General features: G+C 58.2%; 12 protein-coding genes, 1 tRNA gene and 2 rRNA genes (1 of these 15 cut by a window edge). 7 read left to right on the top strand and 8 right to left on the bottom strand.

Annotated elements, in window-relative coordinates:
* Genes CUJ84_RS22710 through CUJ84_RS22695 form a run of 4 tightly spaced genes read right to left on the bottom strand, consistent with a single transcriptional unit; the run spans position 1 to position 4432 of the window.
* Positions 1 to 522 carry a DUF995 domain-containing protein gene (locus tag CUJ84_RS22710; RefSeq protein ID WP_018244217.1) on the bottom strand — a complete coding sequence of 174 codons (522 nt, stop codon included), beginning with the start codon at positions 520 to 522 and terminating at the stop codon, positions 1 to 3.
* Positions 523 to 559: 37 nt separating this feature from the next.
* A complete protein-coding gene (locus tag CUJ84_RS22705) occupies positions 560 to 2428 on the bottom strand; it encodes a glycosyltransferase family 2 protein (protein ID WP_105007813.1) in 1869 nt (622 codons plus the stop codon).
* The gene (gene galE / locus CUJ84_RS22700) at positions 2425 to 3408 is read right to left on the bottom strand and encodes a UDP-glucose 4-epimerase GalE (protein ID WP_105007812.1); all 984 of its coding nucleotides are present in this window, start codon (positions 3406 to 3408) and stop codon (positions 2425 to 2427) included. The genes CUJ84_RS22705 and galE overlap by 4 nt, the downstream gene beginning before the upstream one ends.
* Before the next feature lies 1 nt (position 3409).
* Positions 3410 to 4432, bottom strand: coding sequence for a UDP-glucuronic acid decarboxylase family protein (locus CUJ84_RS22695; protein WP_105007811.1), 1023 nt, complete (start codon positions 4430 to 4432; stop codon positions 3410 to 3412).
* Between the two features lie 386 nt (positions 4433 to 4818).
* On the opposite strand from CUJ84_RS22695, the gene CUJ84_RS22690 reads away from it, so the two are divergent.
* Entirely contained in the window at positions 4819 to 5136 is a 318-nt protein-coding gene (locus CUJ84_RS22690; protein WP_105007810.1) for a hypothetical protein, read from the top strand.
* Positions 5137 to 5155: 19 nt separating this feature from the next.
* On the opposite strand, the gene CUJ84_RS22685 is transcribed toward CUJ84_RS22690, so the two are convergent.
* Positions 5156 to 5938, bottom strand: coding sequence for a helix-turn-helix transcriptional regulator (locus tag CUJ84_RS22685; protein ID WP_027682282.1), 783 nt, complete (start codon positions 5936 to 5938; stop codon positions 5156 to 5158).
* Positions 5939 to 6782: 844 nt separating this feature from the next.
* Between CUJ84_RS22685 and CUJ84_RS22675 the strand changes: the two genes are divergently transcribed.
* From CUJ84_RS22675 to CUJ84_RS22650, 6 genes are all read left to right on the top strand, one after another.
* A complete protein-coding gene (locus CUJ84_RS22675) occupies positions 6783 to 7727 on the top strand; it encodes a fibrinogen-binding protein (protein ID WP_245457502.1) in 945 nt (314 codons plus the stop codon).
* Positions 7728 to 7868: 141 nt separating this feature from the next.
* A complete protein-coding gene (locus tag CUJ84_RS22670; protein WP_105007808.1) occupies positions 7869 to 9908 on the top strand; it encodes a hypothetical protein in 2040 nt (679 codons plus the stop codon).
* Positions 9909 to 9933: 25 nt separating this feature from the next.
* Complete coding sequence (locus tag CUJ84_RS22665) at positions 9934 to 12234, top strand: type I secretion system permease/ATPase (protein ID WP_027682285.1); 2301 nt, start codon at positions 9934 to 9936, stop codon at positions 12232 to 12234.
* Positions 12235 to 12239: 5 nt separating this feature from the next.
* Entirely contained in the window at positions 12240 to 13589 is a 1350-nt protein-coding gene (locus CUJ84_RS22660) for an HlyD family type I secretion periplasmic adaptor subunit (RefSeq protein ID WP_027682286.1), read from the top strand.
* Positions 13590 to 13708: 119 nt separating this feature from the next.
* The gene (locus CUJ84_RS22655; protein ID WP_018244207.1) at positions 13709 to 14200 is read left to right on the top strand and encodes a hypothetical protein; all 492 of its coding nucleotides are present in this window, start codon (positions 13709 to 13711) and stop codon (positions 14198 to 14200) included.
* 268 nt (positions 14201 to 14468) lie between these two features.
* Positions 14469 to 16121 (top strand): GNAT family N-acetyltransferase, encoded by a 1653-nt coding sequence (locus tag CUJ84_RS22650; RefSeq protein ID WP_105008283.1) that lies wholly within the window; start codon positions 14469 to 14471, stop codon positions 16119 to 16121.
* Positions 16122 to 16363: 242 nt separating this feature from the next.
* Here the strand turns inward: CUJ84_RS22650 and CUJ84_RS22645 are convergent.
* From CUJ84_RS22645 to CUJ84_RS22635, 3 genes are all read right to left on the bottom strand, one after another.
* Positions 16364 to 16440, bottom strand: a tRNA-Met gene (locus tag CUJ84_RS22645).
* Positions 16441 to 16564: 124 nt separating this feature from the next.
* Positions 16565 to 16679 (bottom strand): 5S ribosomal RNA (gene rrf / locus CUJ84_RS22640).
* A 243-nt stretch (positions 16680 to 16922) separates the two neighbouring features.
* Positions 16923 to 19405 (bottom strand): 23S ribosomal RNA (locus CUJ84_RS22635) (it continues 332 nt past the right edge of the window).

Raw genomic sequence — 19405 nt, 5'->3', positions numbered from 1 at the left:
TCACCCTCCTTTTCGGGCTATTTCCTGGCTCAGCAGGACCTGCTTCAGTTCGCGCGCCTTCGCGCTGACCGTATCGACGGGAACGAGCTTGCGGAACTCGTCATCCGGGAGCACCGATGCATGACGGAAAACGTACCACTTGCCGTCCGGCTGGCGCCGCTGATAGATCGTGTTGCCAATCTTGCGGTGACCGAAACAGGTGCTGGCGCGGGCCGCACCCTCGGCATTCGTCCAGGTGGCACGCATGCAGAGCTGGCCGAGATCGTCGACCACCCATCTGCCTTCGGCGAAGGACGGCTTCCCCTTGTCATTGCTCCAGGCGATGAAGCGCCGGCCGTCATCGAAGAAACGGCCGCCGCCGGTGTTCCAGGTCCAGGTCTTGTCGCCATAGATACGATAGAGCTCATAGGCGCTGACCGGCGTCGGCGCTTTCTGTTTGGCGACCTCGGCGCCGTGTGCCGCCATGGGCAGACACAGGCTGAGAGCGAGGGCCGCTCCGTATAGTCTCGATCCGATACTCATTATATCCTCCTACTCGACACTTGCCGGTTCCGCCGGCTCAGACACCTTGTTCGTCCCGCCCCGTGCTTCCGAACCCATTCCATCTGAGCCGGAACTTCACGATCCTGGTCTTGCCGCCGCCGACACCGGCACCGGCCACGGCAAACTGGGATTGGCTGAAACTGATGAACGTCTGGCCGTGGGAAAGGGCCTCGAGGCTATGCAGACCATGGCTGCCCGCCTGCATGCCGCCGGTGATGCAAATCGCAAGCCCCGTGGCCGTCGCAAGCCACAGCCCGCGTGATTGCGGCAGCCGCGGCAGATCGTTCTCGATCGCATGGCGAATGACGATCAGCACCGTCAGCGACAGATAGATCGAAAGATTCATCGCCGCGAAAATATAGAAGCCCTGGGCGGCAGCGGCCTCGCTGGCCAGTGCCATGGCGGCTGCGCACAATCCGGCGAGCCCGATATAGGGCGCGATGACGCGCAACGGCAAAGACCGCTGCTGCTGCCTACCCTTCGGCGTGATGCGGAAATCCACGAAAGAGCCGCAGATATAGTCGCGAAGCGCGGCGAGGCTGCCGGCAAGCGACCACGGCCAGCGCAGGAAGATAAAAGCAAGCCCTTCCCAGCCGAACAGTTTCGCATCGTGCGGCCTGAAGGTTCCCGTGGCCCGCCAGAAGAAGGCAAACAGCGTCAGCACGACCGATATCGGCGCAAAATGCAGCAGGAAATCCGGATAGGTCACATTGACAAAGACCTGGCCCGTCATCAAGGCGGCAACCGGCAGCAGGAACATCACGGCCATGAAGGTGGAGAAAAGCGGATACCACAGCTGCGAGAACACGAACTGAAATCTCAGTCGCCAGGGCAGGTGCATGATGTGACGGCGGGAATGTTGCAGCAGGATCGTGACGAGGCTGCGCGACCACTGGAATTCCTGGACGACGAGATCGGTGAAGTTTGCCGGTCCGTCGCCGTGAGCGATCGCATCGACGGCATGCACGCCACGCCAGCCGCCGGCATTCATCATCAGCGTTGTCGAATGGTCTTCCGCAAGTTCCGGGCCGAGGCCGCCGATCTGACGAAGGGCCGCCGTGCGAACCGCATAGTGGGAGCCGATGCAAAGAGGCGCCCAGCCATTATTGTAACCCGTCTGCAGCGAACCGTGCAGGCTTGCCTCGGCATAGAGCCTGCCACGCGCCGCCCAGCTTGTCCCGGCATTGGCATCGCAGATGCTGGGAGCGGAGACATAACCGATCCCGGGATCGGCAAAGGGGCGCAGGACTTCACGGAGGTAGGTCGGCGTCGGCACATGGTCGGCATCGAACTGGGCGACGAAATCGTAGCGCGCATAGCCGAAATGGTCGTAGAAATAAGCAAGGTTGCCTTCCTTGCAACGCGTCCGGCGGGGCCAGGTGGTGCGATGATACTCCGCCACGCCCTTTCGGGTGGAGATCAGCACGCCGTGCGCCGCACACCAGCGCCTGGTTTCCTCCGAAGGGTCCTCATCGGCCAGCCAGACATCGAAATCGACGTCGATCTGGTCAAGCATCGCCTGCAGCGTAGCGCGGACGACGGCAAAGGGCTCGGACGGCGCCTTGGTGACGACCATTGCCACCCGCCCTTCCGGCAGCCGTGCCGCAGGATTGACCGTCCTCGCATCGAGGAAGATCAGGATGAAATAGGCCGGCACAAGGGTGATCCAGGCAAGCACGAGGGTGATAAGCACGAAGGCGGCCCAGGAAATGATATGGGCGGACTGGCACCACCAGATCCAGAAATAGCCGAGTGCTGTCAGCCAGCAGAGGATGCCGAAGCCATAGGCGACGCGGTTCCAGCCGGTGAAAACAGGATCGAATGCATCAGCTGCGGCGGCCTTCGCCTTGCTGACGCTGTGACCGAGTTGCAGAGTGTCGCTCATGCCCTCATCTCCAGCCCGAAGGTGGGACCGGCAGTGCGGATGATCGTATCGATATCCGAGAAAGCCGGCGCGAAGCCGAGTTCCGCTTTCGCCCTTGCGGTATTGGCAACGAGGATCGGCGGATCGCCGGCGCGGCGGGCGCGATAATTCACGGGGACTTCACGGCCGCTCGCGCGATAGATCGCCTCGAGAATCTCGCGTACCGAAGTGCCCCGGCCAGAGCCGAGATTGACGCTGAGCGAGCCGCCGTCCGCCATCAGGTGATTGACGGCGGCGAGATGCGCCTGGGCGAGATCGCTGACATGAACATAGTCGCGAATACAGGTTCCGTCCTCGGTCGCATAATCGGTGCCGAAGATATCGAGCCGCTCCAGCCTGCCGGCAGCGGCAAGAAGAGCGCGCGGGATGAGATGGGTCTCGGGGTGATGACGCTCGGCAAGCTCGCCATCGGGATCGGCGCCGGCCGCATTGAAATAACGCAGCGCGGCAAAGCGAATGCCATAGGCAGCGGCAAAATCCTCGAGCGCCATCTCGAAGATCAGCTTGGTGCGCCCATAGGGATTGACCGGGTGCTGCGGGCTTTCCTCCCGTATCGGCAACGAGGCGGGAACGCCGTAGGTGGCGCAGCTGCTCGAAAAGACGATCCGCTCGATATCCTGGTCGAGGCAGGCCTCGAGCAGCGTCAGGCTGCCGACGACGTTATTCCGGTAATATTTCCTGGGCATGTCGACGGATTCGCCGACATAGGCATTGGCACCACAATGGATGACGCAATCGGGCGAAAACTCTGCAAGAGTCCGGCGCAGCATGGCGGCGTCGGCAAGCTCTGCCCGGATGAGCGGGCCCCAGCGGACGCTGTCGGCATGTCCTGTCGAGAGATTATCGTAGGTGACCGGGATCATCCCGGCGCGTGACAGCGCTTTGCAGATATGACTGCCTATGAAACCGGCGCCGCCGGTGACGAGAATGTAGCGGGGCATCTCATACGACCTCCGCCTTCTCTGTGCCGGCCAGCAATCCGTCGAAATATTCGACGGTGCGAGCCAGGCCGGTTTCGAGCCCGATGCGGGGCTGCCAGCCAAGATCGGCCATGGCCCGGGAAATATCCGGCCGCCGCTGACGAGGGTCGTCGGTGACCGCAGGCAGGTGGACGATCCGGGAACGCGAGTTCGTCAGGTCCCGAATGATTTCCGCAAGGCGTCGTACGGTCATTTCGGCTGGATTGCCGAGGTTGATCGGGCCGTTGCAAGCGCTGCCGGCAGCCGAGAAACGCAGGAAACCCTCGACGAGATCGTCGACATAGCAGAAAGATCGGGTCTGCTGACCATCGCCATAGATCGTCAGATCGGCGTTGCGCAGGGCCTGCACGATGAAATTTGAAACCACCCGTCCGTCGTCCAGGCGCATGCGCGGCCCGTAGGTATTGAAGATGCGGCCGACCTTGATGTCGACGCCGTAAGTCCTGTGATAGTCGAAAAACAGGGTTTCGGCGCTGCGCTTGCCTTCGTCGTAACAGCCGCGCGGTCCGATCGGGTTGACATTTCCGCAATAGGATTCGTGCTGCGGGCTCTGGTTCGGGTCGCCATAGACCTCCGACGTCGACGACTGGACGACGATCGCACCGGTCTTTCGCGCGCAATCAAGGGTGTTGACGGCGCCGAGCACATTGGTGAGCAGCGTTCCCACAGGATCCCGCTGATAATCAGGCGGAGAGGCGGGGGAGGCGAAGTTGAAGATGAGCGACGCGTCGATATCGAAGGGCTGGCGAACATCGTGCTCGACGATGCGGAAGCGGGTGTTCGATGCAAGATGATCGACATTCGCACGGCGGCCGGTCGAAAAATTATCGAGGCATATGACGCTGTGGCCGTGCTGCAGGAGCCTTTCGCAGAGATGTGAACCGAGGAAGCCGCCCCCGCCATTCACCAGAACGGTGCGTCGCCCTTGGAGCACCGGTATACCTGACACTTCAGAATAGCCTTCGTTGGGAACGAAACTACGCATTACAAACTCCTTCCCATGTATTTAGTCTTTTGATTTATTTATGCACTGCATGCCTCCGTTATCCGCTCTGGATATTCACTGAACTGAGCGTCATCTCATGAATAACTTTGGAATTACTCTTCGGATACCGAATTACTATTCAAATAATACAACGACCGTCGCCAAGGTCAACTTTAAAAATTCCAGCTATCCAAAGTAATTACGCAAGTATTCTTCAAAGTAACAAATGATTAATCACTTTCAACGCTTTACGCCACTAGGCCTCGCATCCGCCGCTCAAGCTTCACTCAATGCAGCTAATATACGGAGGAAGGCGGGTGATCGACCGCGCTCAACGGCACGGCCGGTCTTGCATCCGGAAGCGCCATATGCGAGGGGTTTTGGCCATGGTGAAAATACAAGATCCAGCGCAGCTGAAAGGCCGGCGTCTTCGCTTGGCGATGTTCATCTGGGGAACGGCGCTTATGGCGATCGCACAAACGGCTTGCACGGTCGTTGATGACGATATCGTCGTCGCGAAGAAGAATATCGTCGTGGTCGAGGCGCCGCGCGTCTCCAAGGCCTATGCCTATCCGGAAAATCACGCCGAGCGCCCGGCCGGGGTAACGGCCCGCACTGTCGCCTATCACGGCTCAGCGCCTTATATCTGCTCCCCAAGCGGCTTCGGACAGAAGTCGCGCTGCTTTGCGCGCCCTTCTATCTGAAGCAAAACAGATCGTTACATCAATTGCGCCACCGGCCGGACATATCGTCTTCGCCGGCGGGATGCTCATTGAAGAAGCGGGATGCCGCTTCCGTGCGGTTTCGGACGTTCATCTTCTTGTAGATGTTGCGGACGTGAACCTTCACGGTGTTTTCCGAAAGATGCAGCTTGTCGGCGATGATCTTGTTCTGCGTGCCCTTGCATATGAGATCCAGGATCTGAACCTCCCGGGTGGTCAAAGCGGAGATACTGTCGCGTCTCAGCTTGAGCGCATTGTTGCGGGCCGCATCGACCGATTTTGTCTGGTAGAGCGAAGGTTCCAGCTGGGCGTTCTTGTTGTTGAGACGGTTGAGAAGGGCTGACGGAAAATGTTCGCCGCCCTTCATCAGCAAATCCACAGCGGCCATGAAGACATCGAGCCGGAGGTTGAGCGGCAGGACGCCATCGATGATCCTTGCCTCCACCAGTCGGCTGACATAGGGCTCGAGCATGTCGATAGCTTCGACGACGAGTCCGATCGAGGTTTCCGGGTGGTTTTCGCGGGCCGCCTGCAGCGCTTCATGAAGCTCAGGGCCGGGTATATGATAGAATAAAACGAGCTTCATATCACTGGTATCTTTTTCCAGCATCGGCTTTGTGCTCGTTATGCTTGCTACTTCACAGTTTGGAAATTTCTTTGCCAGTGCTTCTACCATGCATTCTGAAAATAGATCCGCCTTGGCTACGACTAGTATAGTATCTCCAGACGAATTTAACTTCCTTCCTTGGTCCGCATTCTCCATCCCAGACCCTGTCATGAACATATACGCCTCCCCTAGCGTTACACTTTACTCAAACGTGGAGCGATGGCGGGTATTATATAGTATGAAATGCCGATCCCGTGTGTCACCGCTTTATTTTTTAGACATTTCTTAATTATGTTAATACGGATTGAGAAGGAAGGAAATGGCCCAAAGTGATTAGTTTTAGCGGAGGAAAAACGATACGATACAATGCCTTGGTTGTATTTTCACTTCGATATATACTTCGAGGCTATATTTGCTCTGACTATAGATGATCGGCTCAATGTAATATTTCAGTACAGATTGTCATAATTTCGTCATGCGGGGTGGCCGGATACAGGATGGGGAAACATCGAGAGGTGTGCCCCTCGACCCGGCAGCGAACGCCGGGAGCCCCGGATTCTCGTTGCCCGCCGACGCTCCCGCCGAAGAGATCCTAACGCTCCAACGACAGGGGCTATCCAGGGCTAGCCGGGCATGGCAGATCCGCCTTAGCCCGAATTGATATCTATCGGATCCGCATTTTTTCCAGCAATCTGTGATCGTCGTCCAAGTGGCGACATGGAAAAACCAGGTATTGTCATGCGTTTTTGATACCTGGCCTCCATTTAGGGCAACTCAACGAAAAGCAAGCCTGAATACTCCTTATCCTCCTCAGGATGTGGAGCCGGATATGTGCGGCCTTGTACTGAGTGCGTACGTTCCCAATACCAACGATTTGATCAACAAATCGCGACGAAGCTGCAGATGACAAGTATCGAATACATCTGCCGATGTTAACCGCATCGGAGCGAGCGCGAGCAAAATCCCATTTGAGATGAGAGGGATTTCGAAAAGCTGCTCCGGTTTTTTCTGGAGGACTGCAGTGTCTGACACCGAAATCACCAAGGTCGGGGCGCTTGCCGACGGCTTTGCCAACAGTGCTATCAATTCAACTGAAGTTGACGACGGCTCGACCGGTTATGTCGGCGGCGTCGCCAATGGCGACAATCGCGATAATACCGACAACAGCGTCGACGTGGACGTCAAGGCGGAAATCGATGTTGCCGCCAATAATGGCGACAACCGCGACAACGAATATGACTGGAGCTACAAGTCCGACGACGATACGAGCACCAAGACCACGACGATTACCGACTCCAATAACGACTACGACTGGAGCTATGACAGTAAGTCGTACAGCGACAACGACACCGACACCAAGACGATCACGGACACCGATACGAAGACGGTGACAGACACCGACATCAAGACCATTACGGATACGGATACCAAGACGGTCTCCGACAGCAACAACACCTCCGACAGCTTCAACAAGACGGATACCGACTTCGCTGTCATCGAAGACGTCAAGGACTTCGACAATCTCGGCGTTGCCGGCCACGACCTCACCTTCAACCTCGGCGACGACTTCTCCTTCACGCTCGACGTTGACAGCATCCTCAACAATTCGCTGTCCGGCGAGGGCAACGACAGCGGCTTCAGCGCCGTCCAGGCAAACCATCTGGCCGACCAGGACCAGGCCTGGAACATCAAGATGGACAATGGCGGGGCCGAGAACCATCTGAAGGCCGATGGCGGCGACGCCGATAGTGCAGAAGGCATGGAGATGGACGGCAAAGGCTGGGATCTCAAGGCTGGCGACGATGCCACTGGCTCGAGCGCGGCCGATGCTTCGGCGATCCTTGCCAATTCCGGCTTCCACCTCGAGCTCGTTCAGGGCGCGAACCTGCTCAGCAATACGGTCGACTCCAGCGTCATCGGCGGCAATTCTCATGTCTCCGACGTCGGCGAGGATACCAGCACCTGACACTGACCTCCAACGACCAAGAGAACTGCACCGGCTCAAGCCGGTGCAGTTTGACTGCTTGAAAACGATTTGACGACCACATGACGGCTCCCGGCGGGCGCCTCCAAGGCCGATCGTCATCTCGAATGGGAGGGCCGAACCATGCATATCGAGAAGATTTCGGAAATCATTGCGCACTTCATCGGTCTCTTCGAGATGACGACCGACGAGATGAGGCTGCGCACCAACTATGCCGAGGGCGCAGGACCGGGCTCGGATGGGCCCGTTCTGCCGGATCAGGATGCCTTTACCGCCGCCTTCTCTTCCGATCTCCAGCTCAAGGACTACGATCCGGGCGTCGTTTACAAAAGCGGCAGCTACGACATCGAATATGGTCCGACGCGCCATTTCGGCCGCGTCTTCGAGGAGAGCCTCGAGAAGCTGGCGGCGATTGCCGGAAAGGACATCCCGCTACCGCATTTCGGCGAGCCGACGGATATCGTGCTCACGGATGAGCCGGAACTGACGGTCTTTGCCGGGCCTGGTTCGGCGATCAGTCATGTCCTCCAGGTCAACGTCCTCTACGACGACGATTATCTGGATATGACGGACGGCGTCCATCCCCTTCGAGACACGAGTTTCGTCATCGAGCGGCTCGCGGATTTCAGCACCGAGGCCGAGATCTTCACGCCTTTTGCGAGCCTGCACCGGACAGATACCTATGATGGCGCCCTGAAGATCGCCGAGGATATCGAAAGCTATATCCAGAATGCCCAGAAGACCGAGGACAGCGGGGCAACCTCGCCCAGCACCGACGCGACTCATCATTTCGTCACCACCCATCCCGCGGGCGACGGCCCCATCGTCTACGTCAATGGCAAGGCCGAGACCGATATACCCGTCCTCGACGACTTCCTGCCCGACCGCGGCCTCGCCAAGCTCCAGGAAGAACCCGACGACAGCAATTCGTCCGTCGAACAGACAGATCCCAGCGGCAGTAGCCTTGATGTGACCGCCGGTGCAAATCTCCTTGTCAACGTCGCCGCGGTGATCAACACCGGCGTCATTACTTCGGTCACCGCGGTGATGGGCAACTACCACCAGATCGACGCGATCTCCCAGGCCTTCGTCTACAGCGATCACGACGAGATCGCCTCGGCGCTGCACGCATCTGGCCATTCGGCCGAGGAGGCGGGAACGGTCGCCAAGAATATCGCCCTCTTCGAACACAGCACCTTCGAGGCATCGAGCCACGCCGACAGCGATGCTGCCGAGCCGACGTTCCCGAACAGCTGGCGCGTCAGCGTCATCGATGGCGACGTTTCCTTCGTACAGTGGATCGAGCAATATCACTTCGTCAGCGACAACGACACGATGACGGTAACCACCTCGGGATCCGAAGCCACGGTTCTGACGGGCGGCAATACCTCCATCAACTTCTCCTCCTTTTTCGGGATGGGCATGCAGTATGATCTGGTGATCATCGGCGGCAATGTGCTCGACATCAACAGCATCACGCAGATCTCGCTGCTCTACGACAATGACTGGGTGCGGGCAGAAGACGGCGTTGATCCCGGCGCCGACATCCAGACCGGCAACAACCTGATCTGGAATTTCGCCTCGATCCACAATGTCGGGACGGACAGCCCCTTCGCGGCCATGCCTGACTATATGGTCGAGGCGCAGAAGGCGATCGAAGATCGCGATCCCAATATGCCGGAAGGCCTGTCGTTCGATGTGAATTTCCAGGGATATGCCGGTCTCAACGTGCTCTACATCACCGGCAATCTCTACGACATGACGATCATAAAGCAGGTCAGCATTCTCGGCGATTCCGATGATGTGACTCAGGCGGCATCGGCCATCCTCGACAACAATCCCGATGCAACGGTTACGATCGACACAGGCAGCAATGCGGTCATCAACATCGCCGAGATCGTCGACTACGACAGTTTCGGCCAGACGACCTATCTGGCAGGCCAGCTCTATTCAGACGCCATCCTCATTCAGGGCGGGCTGGTGGAGCATGACACGACCGAGCCGCAGCCGGCCGACGACAGGCTCGCCAACGAAGTCATTGCCTTTCTCGATAATGACGATCCGGCGGGCAGCGATTCCGCGGACGGCGTCATCAATGCCGGACATGATTTTTCAGGGTCGTCGGCGCACCCCGCCGATGTAATGCAAGCCATGGTCGCGTGACCTTGAGTATTGCGGAGGAACCACGATGAACCAGATTTCAAAACAAATCTTTGCGGCAGGCAGCGCCCTCGATCTCAGGTCGGGCAATATTCCTTCCGCTGCCCCCTCGGACGGTGCGATGAGCGATGTGTGCATCTCCGCGATCGACCAGGCGGTCGAGAATCTTCGCAGGCTCAGCGGCGCCGTTGCTTCGTCTCCCGATGGCGGCAAGGCGACGGTCGAAGTTGCGGCACGCGAGGCTGCCGATATCGGAGGCGCAAGTACAACTCAGCCGCCCCTGACGCAAAAAACGGTGACGCCGGAAGCCTCGAACGTGAAAACAGCGCCTCCTGCCGCGGTGGCGCAGAGCCCGTCGACAGCAAAACCGGTGGAAGCACCGGCCGAACCGCGGATCGAAGCGCGGGTGGCCCCGGAACTGCCGAAAGAGAAGACCGAGCTCAAATCGAGCCCGACGATGCCCTTCGGCAAGACCATCGACGGCGAAAGCGGTCCGATCAGCGAAAACGACAGGCGGCTGCGCACCGGCGGCGGCGGAAACGGCAAGGATTCCGATCCCGGGGGCGACGGGGGCGGGGGCGGAGGAAGTGGCGGCGGTTTTCACAAGCGCAGCGAGCCTGTGAATTTCGCCGCCAGCCTCTCGCGCGGCATGGCGGCGGTGCGACGCAACATGGTGGTCGTCATGATGTTCACGATCGCCATCAACGTCCTTCTGCTGGCAATCCCGCTCTATCTCTTCCAGATATCCGACCGGGTGCTGACAAGCCGCTCCATCGATACGCTCGTCATGCTCTCGATCGCCGTGATCGGCGCCGTGCTGCTGCAGGCCTTCATGGATTCGGTGCGGCGCTTCATCCTGATGCGCACCGCGGTGGAACTCGAAGTGCAGCTCGGCGCGCCGATCCTCAGCGCTGCGGCGAGGGCATCGCTGCATGGCAGCGGCAAGGATTATCAGACGCTGCAGGACCTGCAGCTTTTGCGGGGCTTCCTGACATCCGGCACGCTGATCGCGTTTCTCGATGCGCCGCTGATGCCGTTCTTCGTGGTCGTCGTCTATTTCGTGCATCCGCATCTCGGCATCATCATCATGACCTGCTGCGCGGTGCTTTTCGTGATCGCCTATCTGAACCAGAAATTCACCGCCCGGCAATTTGCCGAATCCAACGGCTATCTCAGCCGGGCAAATTTCCACCTCGATTCCATGTCGCGCAATTCGCAGATCATCAACGCAATGGCGATGATCCCCGAGGCCGTGAAGATGTGGGGCCGGGAAACGGCGGGCTCGCTGAAATCACAAGTCGAGGCGCAGGACCGCAACATCATCTTCTCCGGCATATCGAAGGCCTGCCGCATGATCACCCAGGTCACCCTGCTCGGCTGGGGCGCGCATCTGTCGCTTTCGGGCGAGCTGACGGGCGGCATGGTGATTGCCTCTTCGATCATATCGGGACGCGCGCTGGCGCCGATCGAAGGCGCCATCGAAGGCTGGCACCAGTTCAACCGGTCGGCCGCCGCCTACGGCAGGATCAAGAGCCTGCTCTTGAACTCCCCGTTGAACTTCCCGCGCCTGCGCCTTCCCAATCCCGAAGGCCGGCTCGATGTCGAACGCATTCTCTTCGTGCCGCCGCCGCAGAAGAAGGTCATTCTCAACGGCATCTCCTTCTCGCTCAGGAAGGGGGAATCGCTCGCGATCATTGGTAATTCCGGGTCCGGCAAGACGACGCTCGGCAAGATGCTCGTCGGCTCGATCGTCCCGACATCGGGAAATGTTCGCCTCGACCTGATGGATCTGCGCAACTGGGACCAGCGCCAGTTCGGCGAAAGCATCGGCTATCTGCCGCAGGACGTGCAGCTCTTTCCCGGTACGATCAAGGCCAATATCTGCCGCATGCGCGACGACGTCGATGATCATCAGATCTACGAAGCCGCAGTGCTGGCCGACGTGCACGAGCTCATTGCAGGCTTCCCCCAGGGCTACGAAACCATCGTGGCGGCCGATGGCGCTCCGCTTTCGGGCGGCCAGAAGCAGCGCATCGCGCTTGCCCGCGCCTTCTTCGGCAACCCCAAATTCGTCGTCCTCGACGAGCCGAATTCGAACCTCGATACACAAGGCGAGGCAGCGCTTGCCAGGGCGCTGATCCATGCCAAGAAGCAGGGCATTACCACTGTCACCATCACCCAGCGCCCAGCCCTTCTCCAATGCGTCGACAAGATCCTCGTGCTCAAGGAGGGCACTGTCGCTATGTTCGGAGAAAGGATCGAGGTGCTGCAGGCGCTTTCCAAGAACAACGGCAATAACGGTCAACAAGCACCGCGCATCGAAGGATGAACGACATGGGACGGAAAAGGCAGGAGACATCAGGTCCGGTGCAGCTCGAATGGTATAGCGACGTGCCGCGCTCGATCCGTATGCACAGCATCGTTGGCCTGACGGTTCTCTTCACCTCGTTCGGAGGGTTCGGGTTCTGGGCGGCGACGGCACCGCTCGCTTCGGCCGTCATCGCGCAGGGAAGTTTCGTCGCGACCGGCAACAACAAGATCGTCCAGCACCTGGAAGGCGGTATCATCAGGGAGATGCGCGTCAGCGAAGGCGATACGGTCAAGGAAGGCGATATCCTGCTGACCCTGGATCCCACAGCATCCCGCTCGAACGAGCGGATGTTGCAGCTTCGCCGTCTGCGCCTGGAAGCTGTCGTCGCGAGGCTCCGCGCCGAAGCGCAGGGCCTGCGCGAATTCCAACTTCCCGATATCGTGATGAAAGAGGTGAGCGATCCCGACATCAACGCGATCATCCAGAGCCAGAACGTCGTCTTCCACAGCAAGCAGATCAAGCTCGAAGAACAGCTCAACCTGATCGAGAAGAACATCCAGTCGCTGGAATTCCGCTTTGCCGGCTATACCGGCCAGAAGGAATCCTTCGAAAGGCAGCTGTCGCTGCTGACGGAGGAACGTGATTCCAAGGCCCGGCTGGTGAAGGTCGGCTACATGCGCAGGACGGATCTGCTGGCGATCGAGCGGGCGATCGCCGATGCGATGGGCGACATTTCGCGCCTGAACGGCGAGGTCAACGAGAGCGAGGCGGAGATCGCGAAATTCCGTCAAGAAGCCGTCATCGCCGTCAATTCCAACAAGCAGGCGGCACTCGATGCGCTCGAGACCGCCGAATCCGATTTGGACAGCGTGCGCGAACAGATGCGCGAGGCCGCCGGCGTGCTCGAACGCACCACCATTCGTTCACCGGTGTCAGGCACGGTCGTGCGCTCCTATTTTCACACAGCCGGCGGTGTCATCACCACAGGCAAGCCGATCATGGAGATCCTGCCGGCGCATGTGCCGCTGATCCTGGAAGCGCAGGTGCTGCGCACCTCGATCGATCAGCTGCATGAGGGAGAGACGGCCTCGATCCGCCTCACGGCGCTCAACCGGCGCACGACCCCTGTTCTGCAGGGCAAGGTGTTCTACGTCTCAGCCGATTCGATCGAGGAAAACTCGGGGCTTTCGGTCAAGGACGTTTATATCGTCCGCGTCGCAATAGCTGATTCCGAGATTGCCCGGGTGCACAATTTCCATCCCGTTCCCGGTATGCCGGCCGAAGTGCTGATCCAGACGTCGGAACGCACCTTCTTCGAATATCTGAGCAAACCAATCACCGACAGCATGTCCCGGGCTTTTAAGGAACGCTGATCGCCCGCTATCCGGCGTGGGCGGTCCGGTAAATATGGCGGACTTGCCCGTTGTTCTGATGTAATGTCCACATGCCATCCCTTGAGGGATGGATCCCCTCCGGGGAGAAAGGGTCAAGCATGGCGGCGATGTCCGATGTCCTGCTGCGGGTCGGCCGTCTGAACTATGTCTGGACGAACACCGAAAGCCTGCTGATCTACATCATCGCCCATCTTCTCCGGGTCGAAAAGGAAGCAGCAATCGTCGTGTTCCTGACGCTCAACACGACGCGCGCCCGGATCGATCTCATCGAACGGCTTTCCAAGCTCGCTTCGACCTCTCCTTCCGACCGCAAGGCGATCCTTTCGGCCATGTCACGGCTGAAGAAAGAATCCAAGACACGCAACAAGTACAATCACTGCATCTATTCCTTCGACGATAAGGGAGAGATCTCGAGCACGCAGCTGATGCGGCTCGTCGAGGACGACAAGGAGATCCGTTACGGCAAGATCGAGCAGATGGACGCACGCGAGATCGACCTTTTGGAAAAGTCGATCGCCGAAATCGTCGCCATCAGCCGGACGCTCTGGGCCTTCATCCATGCGAGCCCGCAGATCGCCGGTGAGCTCTGATCTAATCCTTATGTGTGCATGTTCTCAAAACCGCTGCACACTTTCGGGCGATATACATTGAAGCGCAGCATCCTCCAGGACGCGTTCGCTCTATCACTTTGAATCTGTACATGATTTTACCAAAAACCGATTGCGATTTTGGGTTATGCGCCGGCTCAGGACTAATCACATTTAAGCCCTGCAAATCATCCGGACGGTTTATTTGAAGATCGGTATTTCCCATTAGAATGAAACCTCCCGAGTGACGTATGGGGTATTGGGGGGCGGCATGCGCATAGATATCATCGACACCATTGCCGGGTTCGAGGCGGTACGCGACAACTGGGATCAGGTCTTCATGGAAGATCCCGACGCGCAGCATTTCCTCTCCTGGATCTGGCTGAAGAATTACCTATCCCGCAGACGCCGCTGGTTCATCCTTGCTCTTCGCGAACGCGACCCCGAAGCACCTTATGTCGCCTTCTTTCCGCTGCGCCTCATCACGCATCTGAACGAGAAGACCGGGCTCTTCTACGACGAGATCATGATGGCCGGGAATTTTGCGGCCGATTATACCGGTCTCATCGTCAGGCCGGATTACGAGCATCATGCCATTGCCGGTTTTGCTTCGTTTCTCAAACATCAGAACTGGACCGACCTGAAACTCGAATATTTCAGCGGTCCTGCCGCCCGGCGCGAGAAGATGATCGAGGCGCTGCGGGGACGGGAGGTGCTGTTTCGCGACAGCTCGCCCAAGAACAGCGAGAATATCGACAATACGATCTGTCCTATCGTCCCCCTGCCGGCAAGCTTCGACGACTATCTCGAGCAGCGCATGAGCAGCCAAACGCGCCAGAAGCTCCGGCGGTTCCTGCGCAAGGTCGAAGGCGACGATATTTACCGGATCACGATGGCAACTCCCGAGACCATCGATCGGGACATGGACATCCTCTTCAATCTCTGGCGGATCAAATGGAGCGACCGCAAAGGCGCGGAGCGGACCGAGCGGCTGATCATCACCACGCGCGAGATGCTGATGGACAGCTTCAACTGCGGCAATCTCGAGGTGCCGGTGTTTTGGCATGGCGACCAGCCGCTCGGCGCGCTGGCGAATATCGTCGACCGGCAGAAGAAGGCCATTCTCTTCTATATCACCGGCCGCGACGAGAACTGGAAGACGCCGCCTCCCGGCCTCATCCTACATGGCTACTGCATCCGGCGGGCGATCGAGCAGGGCTTCAAAACCTATGACTTCCTGCGTGGAAACGAACCCTATAAATACATGTTCGGGGCGGAGGAAAGGCGGATCAGCTGCACCCTGTTCCGCACCCGCAACGGCCAGAATCTGCATGGTGTGCTCAACCCGCGCAGCATTCGTTTCGTCTATGAACAGGCGCTCGACATGTACCGCAACGGAGCCCGGAGCAAGGCGGAGATCGCCTTCAACCAGGTCCTGCAATCGGCTCCAGGCCATACCGGCGCGGAATTCGGGCTCGCCAATCTGCTGTTTGACCGAGGCAAGCTGACGGAGGCACTGGCTGCCTACAAGGCTCTCGTAGAGCAATCGCCCGATCCGACGCCGATCCAGATGCGGCTTGGCGACACGCAGCTTGCCCTGCATCAATATGAGCAGGCCGCAGAGACTTTCCGCCGGGTCGGCGAGATCGGGCCGCATCTCATCCAGGCGCATTACAAGCGCGGTATCGCCCTTGCGGCCAGCAAACGGCTGGCCGAGGCGGAGACCGTCTTCGCCGCGATCCAGGACGTGCATTCGGACGATCCGGCCGCACTCGATTATGCCGCCAAGGCGAGTGCCGCCCTCGAACGCCTGCGCTCGCTCGCCGAGCCCGCCGCACGCAAGACGGACGTCGTGCCGGAGACCATCGCCCGCTGGAACCGGGGACGGCAGCTCAGCGAGCGACGCCGGCCGCGTCTGCATTGACGAGATTCTCCGCTTACGCGGCATGCCAGACTCTAGACACAAAAACAGCAACGCAAAAAGCCCGCACGAGGCGGGCTTTTGCATATTGTCTTATGTATTTTGGTTGCGGGGGCAGGATTTGAACCGTCCTTCGGACCCTTCAGGTTATGGTGAGCTTTGCGAACGAGGAGCTACCATCGCCAGGGAAAGCGAAGCTTTTCCGCGAGCGATAAGAAGGTAGTTGCTGATCTTCAGAGAGGATTTGGTTGCGGGGGCAGGATTTGAACCTGCGGCCTTCAGGTTATGAGCCTGACGAGCTACCGGGCTGCTCCACCCCGCGCCATGTGCAAATCGATGGGATTTGCTGCAGTATTATAACACGAAAGGCCGCTTTGTGAGCGGCCCTTTTGTGACGGCATGGGCCGTAGGTTGTGATGAGAAGATTGATTAGTTGCGTTTTGCAGACCTGGCAGCGACCTACTCTCCCGCGTCTTAAGACGAAGTACCATGGGCGCAGGGGCGTTTCACGGCCGTGTTCGGAAAGGGAACGGGTGCAGCCACCCCGCCATAACCACCAGGTCGGCAAAGCGCAACTATATGTTTTGAGAAGCTGGCAGGCGTTAGCCTGTTTTCTTTTTTGAACACGTCTTTCGATCTCTTCCGGCTGCGGGTGCTTGTGGCACCCATACAGGCCAGAGGCCGTCGCCAATCGTTTGGCGGGCCGTCCGCAGCGCCATTGGCGCGTCAGGACAAAGGTCTGGCACATCGATCCGGACAAACACGATGTGTTTGCCGGGAGTTCGATGAGCATAGTCAATGAGAACGATCAAGCCGATCGAGCTATTAGTACCGGTAAGCTTCATGCGTTGCCGCACTTCCACACCCGGCCTATCAACGTGGTCGTCTTCCACGGCTCTGATAGGGAATACTCGTTTTCAGGTGGGTTTCCCGCTTAGATGCCTTCAGCGGTTATCCCGTCCATATATAGCTACCCTGCTATGCCCTTGGCAGGACAACAGGTCCACCAGAGATATGTCCATCCCGGTCCTCTCGTACTAGGGACAGATCCTGTCAATATTCCTACACCCACGGCAGATAGGGACCGAACTGTCTCACGACGTTCTGAACCCAGCTCACGTACCGCTTTAATTGGCGAACAGCCAAACCCTTGGGACCTGCTCCAGCCCCAGGATGCGATGAGCCGACATCGAGGTGCCAAACAACCCCGTCGATATGGACTCTTGGGGGTCATCAGCCTGTTATCCCCGGCGTACCTTTTATCCGTTGAGCGATGGCCCTTCCACGCGGGACCACCGGATCACTATGACCGACTTTCGTCTCTGCTCGACTTGTCAGTCTCGCAGTCAGGCGGGCTTATGCCATTGCACTCGACGACCGATTTCCGACCGGTCTGAGCCCACCATCGCGCGCCTCCGTTACTCTTTCGGAGGCGACCGCCCCAGTCAAACTACCCACCATACACTGTCCCGGACCCGGATAACGGGCCGCGGTTAGACATCCATGACGATAAGGGTGGTATTTCAAGGATGGCTCCACGGAAACTGGCGTCCCCGCTTCAAAGCCTACCACCTATCCTACACATGCCGACACGAATGCCAGTGTAAAGCTATAGTAAAGGTGCACGGGGTCTTTCCGTCTGACCGCAGGAACCCCGCATCTTCACGGGGAATTCAATTTCACTGAGTCTATGTTGGAGACAGCGGGGAAGTCGTTACGCCATTCGTGCAGGTCGGAACTTACCCGACAAGGAATTTCGCTACCTTAGGACCGTTATAGTTACGGCCGCCGTTTACTGGGGCTTCGATTCAAAGCTTGCACCTCTCCTCTTAACCTTCCAGCACCGGGCAGGCGTCAGACCCTATACGTCGTCTTGCGACTTCGCAGAGCCCTGTGTTTTTGATAAACAGTCGCTACCCCCTGGTCTGTGCCACCCCATAATAGTTGCCTAGCATGGGGTCACGCTTCTTCCGAAGTTACGCGTGCAATTTGCCGAGTTCCTTCAACATAGTTCTCTCAAGCGCCTTGGTATACTCTACCTGACCACCTGTGTCGGTTTCGGGTACGGTCTATACGGTGGAGCTATTTCCTGGAACCGCTCCGCTGCCCATCCAATCCAATAAGAATGAACAACTTGTGCAATCCGTCACTACCACCAGGCCCACGAATATTAACGTGGTTCCCATCGACTACGCATTTCTGCCTCGCCTTAGGGGCCGGCTAACCCTGCTCAGATTAACTTTAAGCAGGAACCCTTGGTCTTTCGGCGAGAGGGTCTCTCACCCTCTTTATCGTTACTCATGTCAACATTCGCACTTCCGATACCTCCAGGAGCCCTCACGGGTCTCCCTTCATCAGCTTACGGAACGCTCCGCTACCACTTGCGATTGCTCGCAAATCCTCAGCTTCGGTGCATGGCTTCAGCCCCGTTACATTTTCGGCGCAAAGACCCTTATTTAGACCAGTGAGCTGTTACGCTTTCTTTAAATGATGGCTGCTTCTAAGCCAACATCCTGGTTGTTTTGGGATCCTCACATCCTTTCCCACTTAGCCATGACTTGGGGACCTTAGCTGGAGGTTAGGGTTGTTGCCCTTTTCACGACGGACGTTAGCACCCGCCGTGTGTCTGCCGAGTAGTACTCCCCGGTATTCGGAGTTTGGTTAGGATCAGTAAGACGGTGAGTCCCCATAGCCCATCCAGTGCTCTACCCCCGGGGGTATTCGCTCGACGCTCTACCTAAATAGATTTCGCGGAGAACCAGCTATTTCCGAGTTTGATTGGCCTTTCACCCCTAGCCACAAGTCATCCCAATCTATTGCAACAGATGCGGGTTCGGTCCTCCAGTTGGTGTTACCCAACCTTCAACCTGCTCATGGCTAGATCACTCGGTTTCGGGTCTAATGCAACAAACTAAATCGCCCTATTCAGACTCGCTTTCGCTTCGCCTACACCTACCGGCTTAAGCTTGCTTGTTACACTAAGTCGTTGACCCATTATACAAAAGGTACGCCGTCACCCTTGCGGGCTCCGACTGTTTGTAGGCATCCGGTTTCAGGTTCTATTTCACTCCCCTTGTCGGGGTGCTTTTCACCTTTCCCTCACGGTACTTGTTCGCTATCGGTCATGCACGAGTACTTAGGCTTGGAGAGTGGTCTCCCCATGTTCAGACAGGATTTCTCGTGTCCCGCCCTACTCTAGGACAATCATGATATCTACGCGTACGGGGCTGTCACCCACTACGGCCGCACTTTCCAGAGCGTTCCACTTTAATCACAATTGCCACTGG

Origin of the sequence: Rhizobium leguminosarum (assembly GCF_002953715.1) — a bacterium.
GTDB lineage: Bacteria > Pseudomonadota > Alphaproteobacteria > Rhizobiales > Rhizobiaceae > Rhizobium > Rhizobium leguminosarum_V.
The sequence above is the reverse complement of the archived record's forward strand: the minus strand, read 5'-3'. Positions and strand labels throughout refer to the sequence as shown.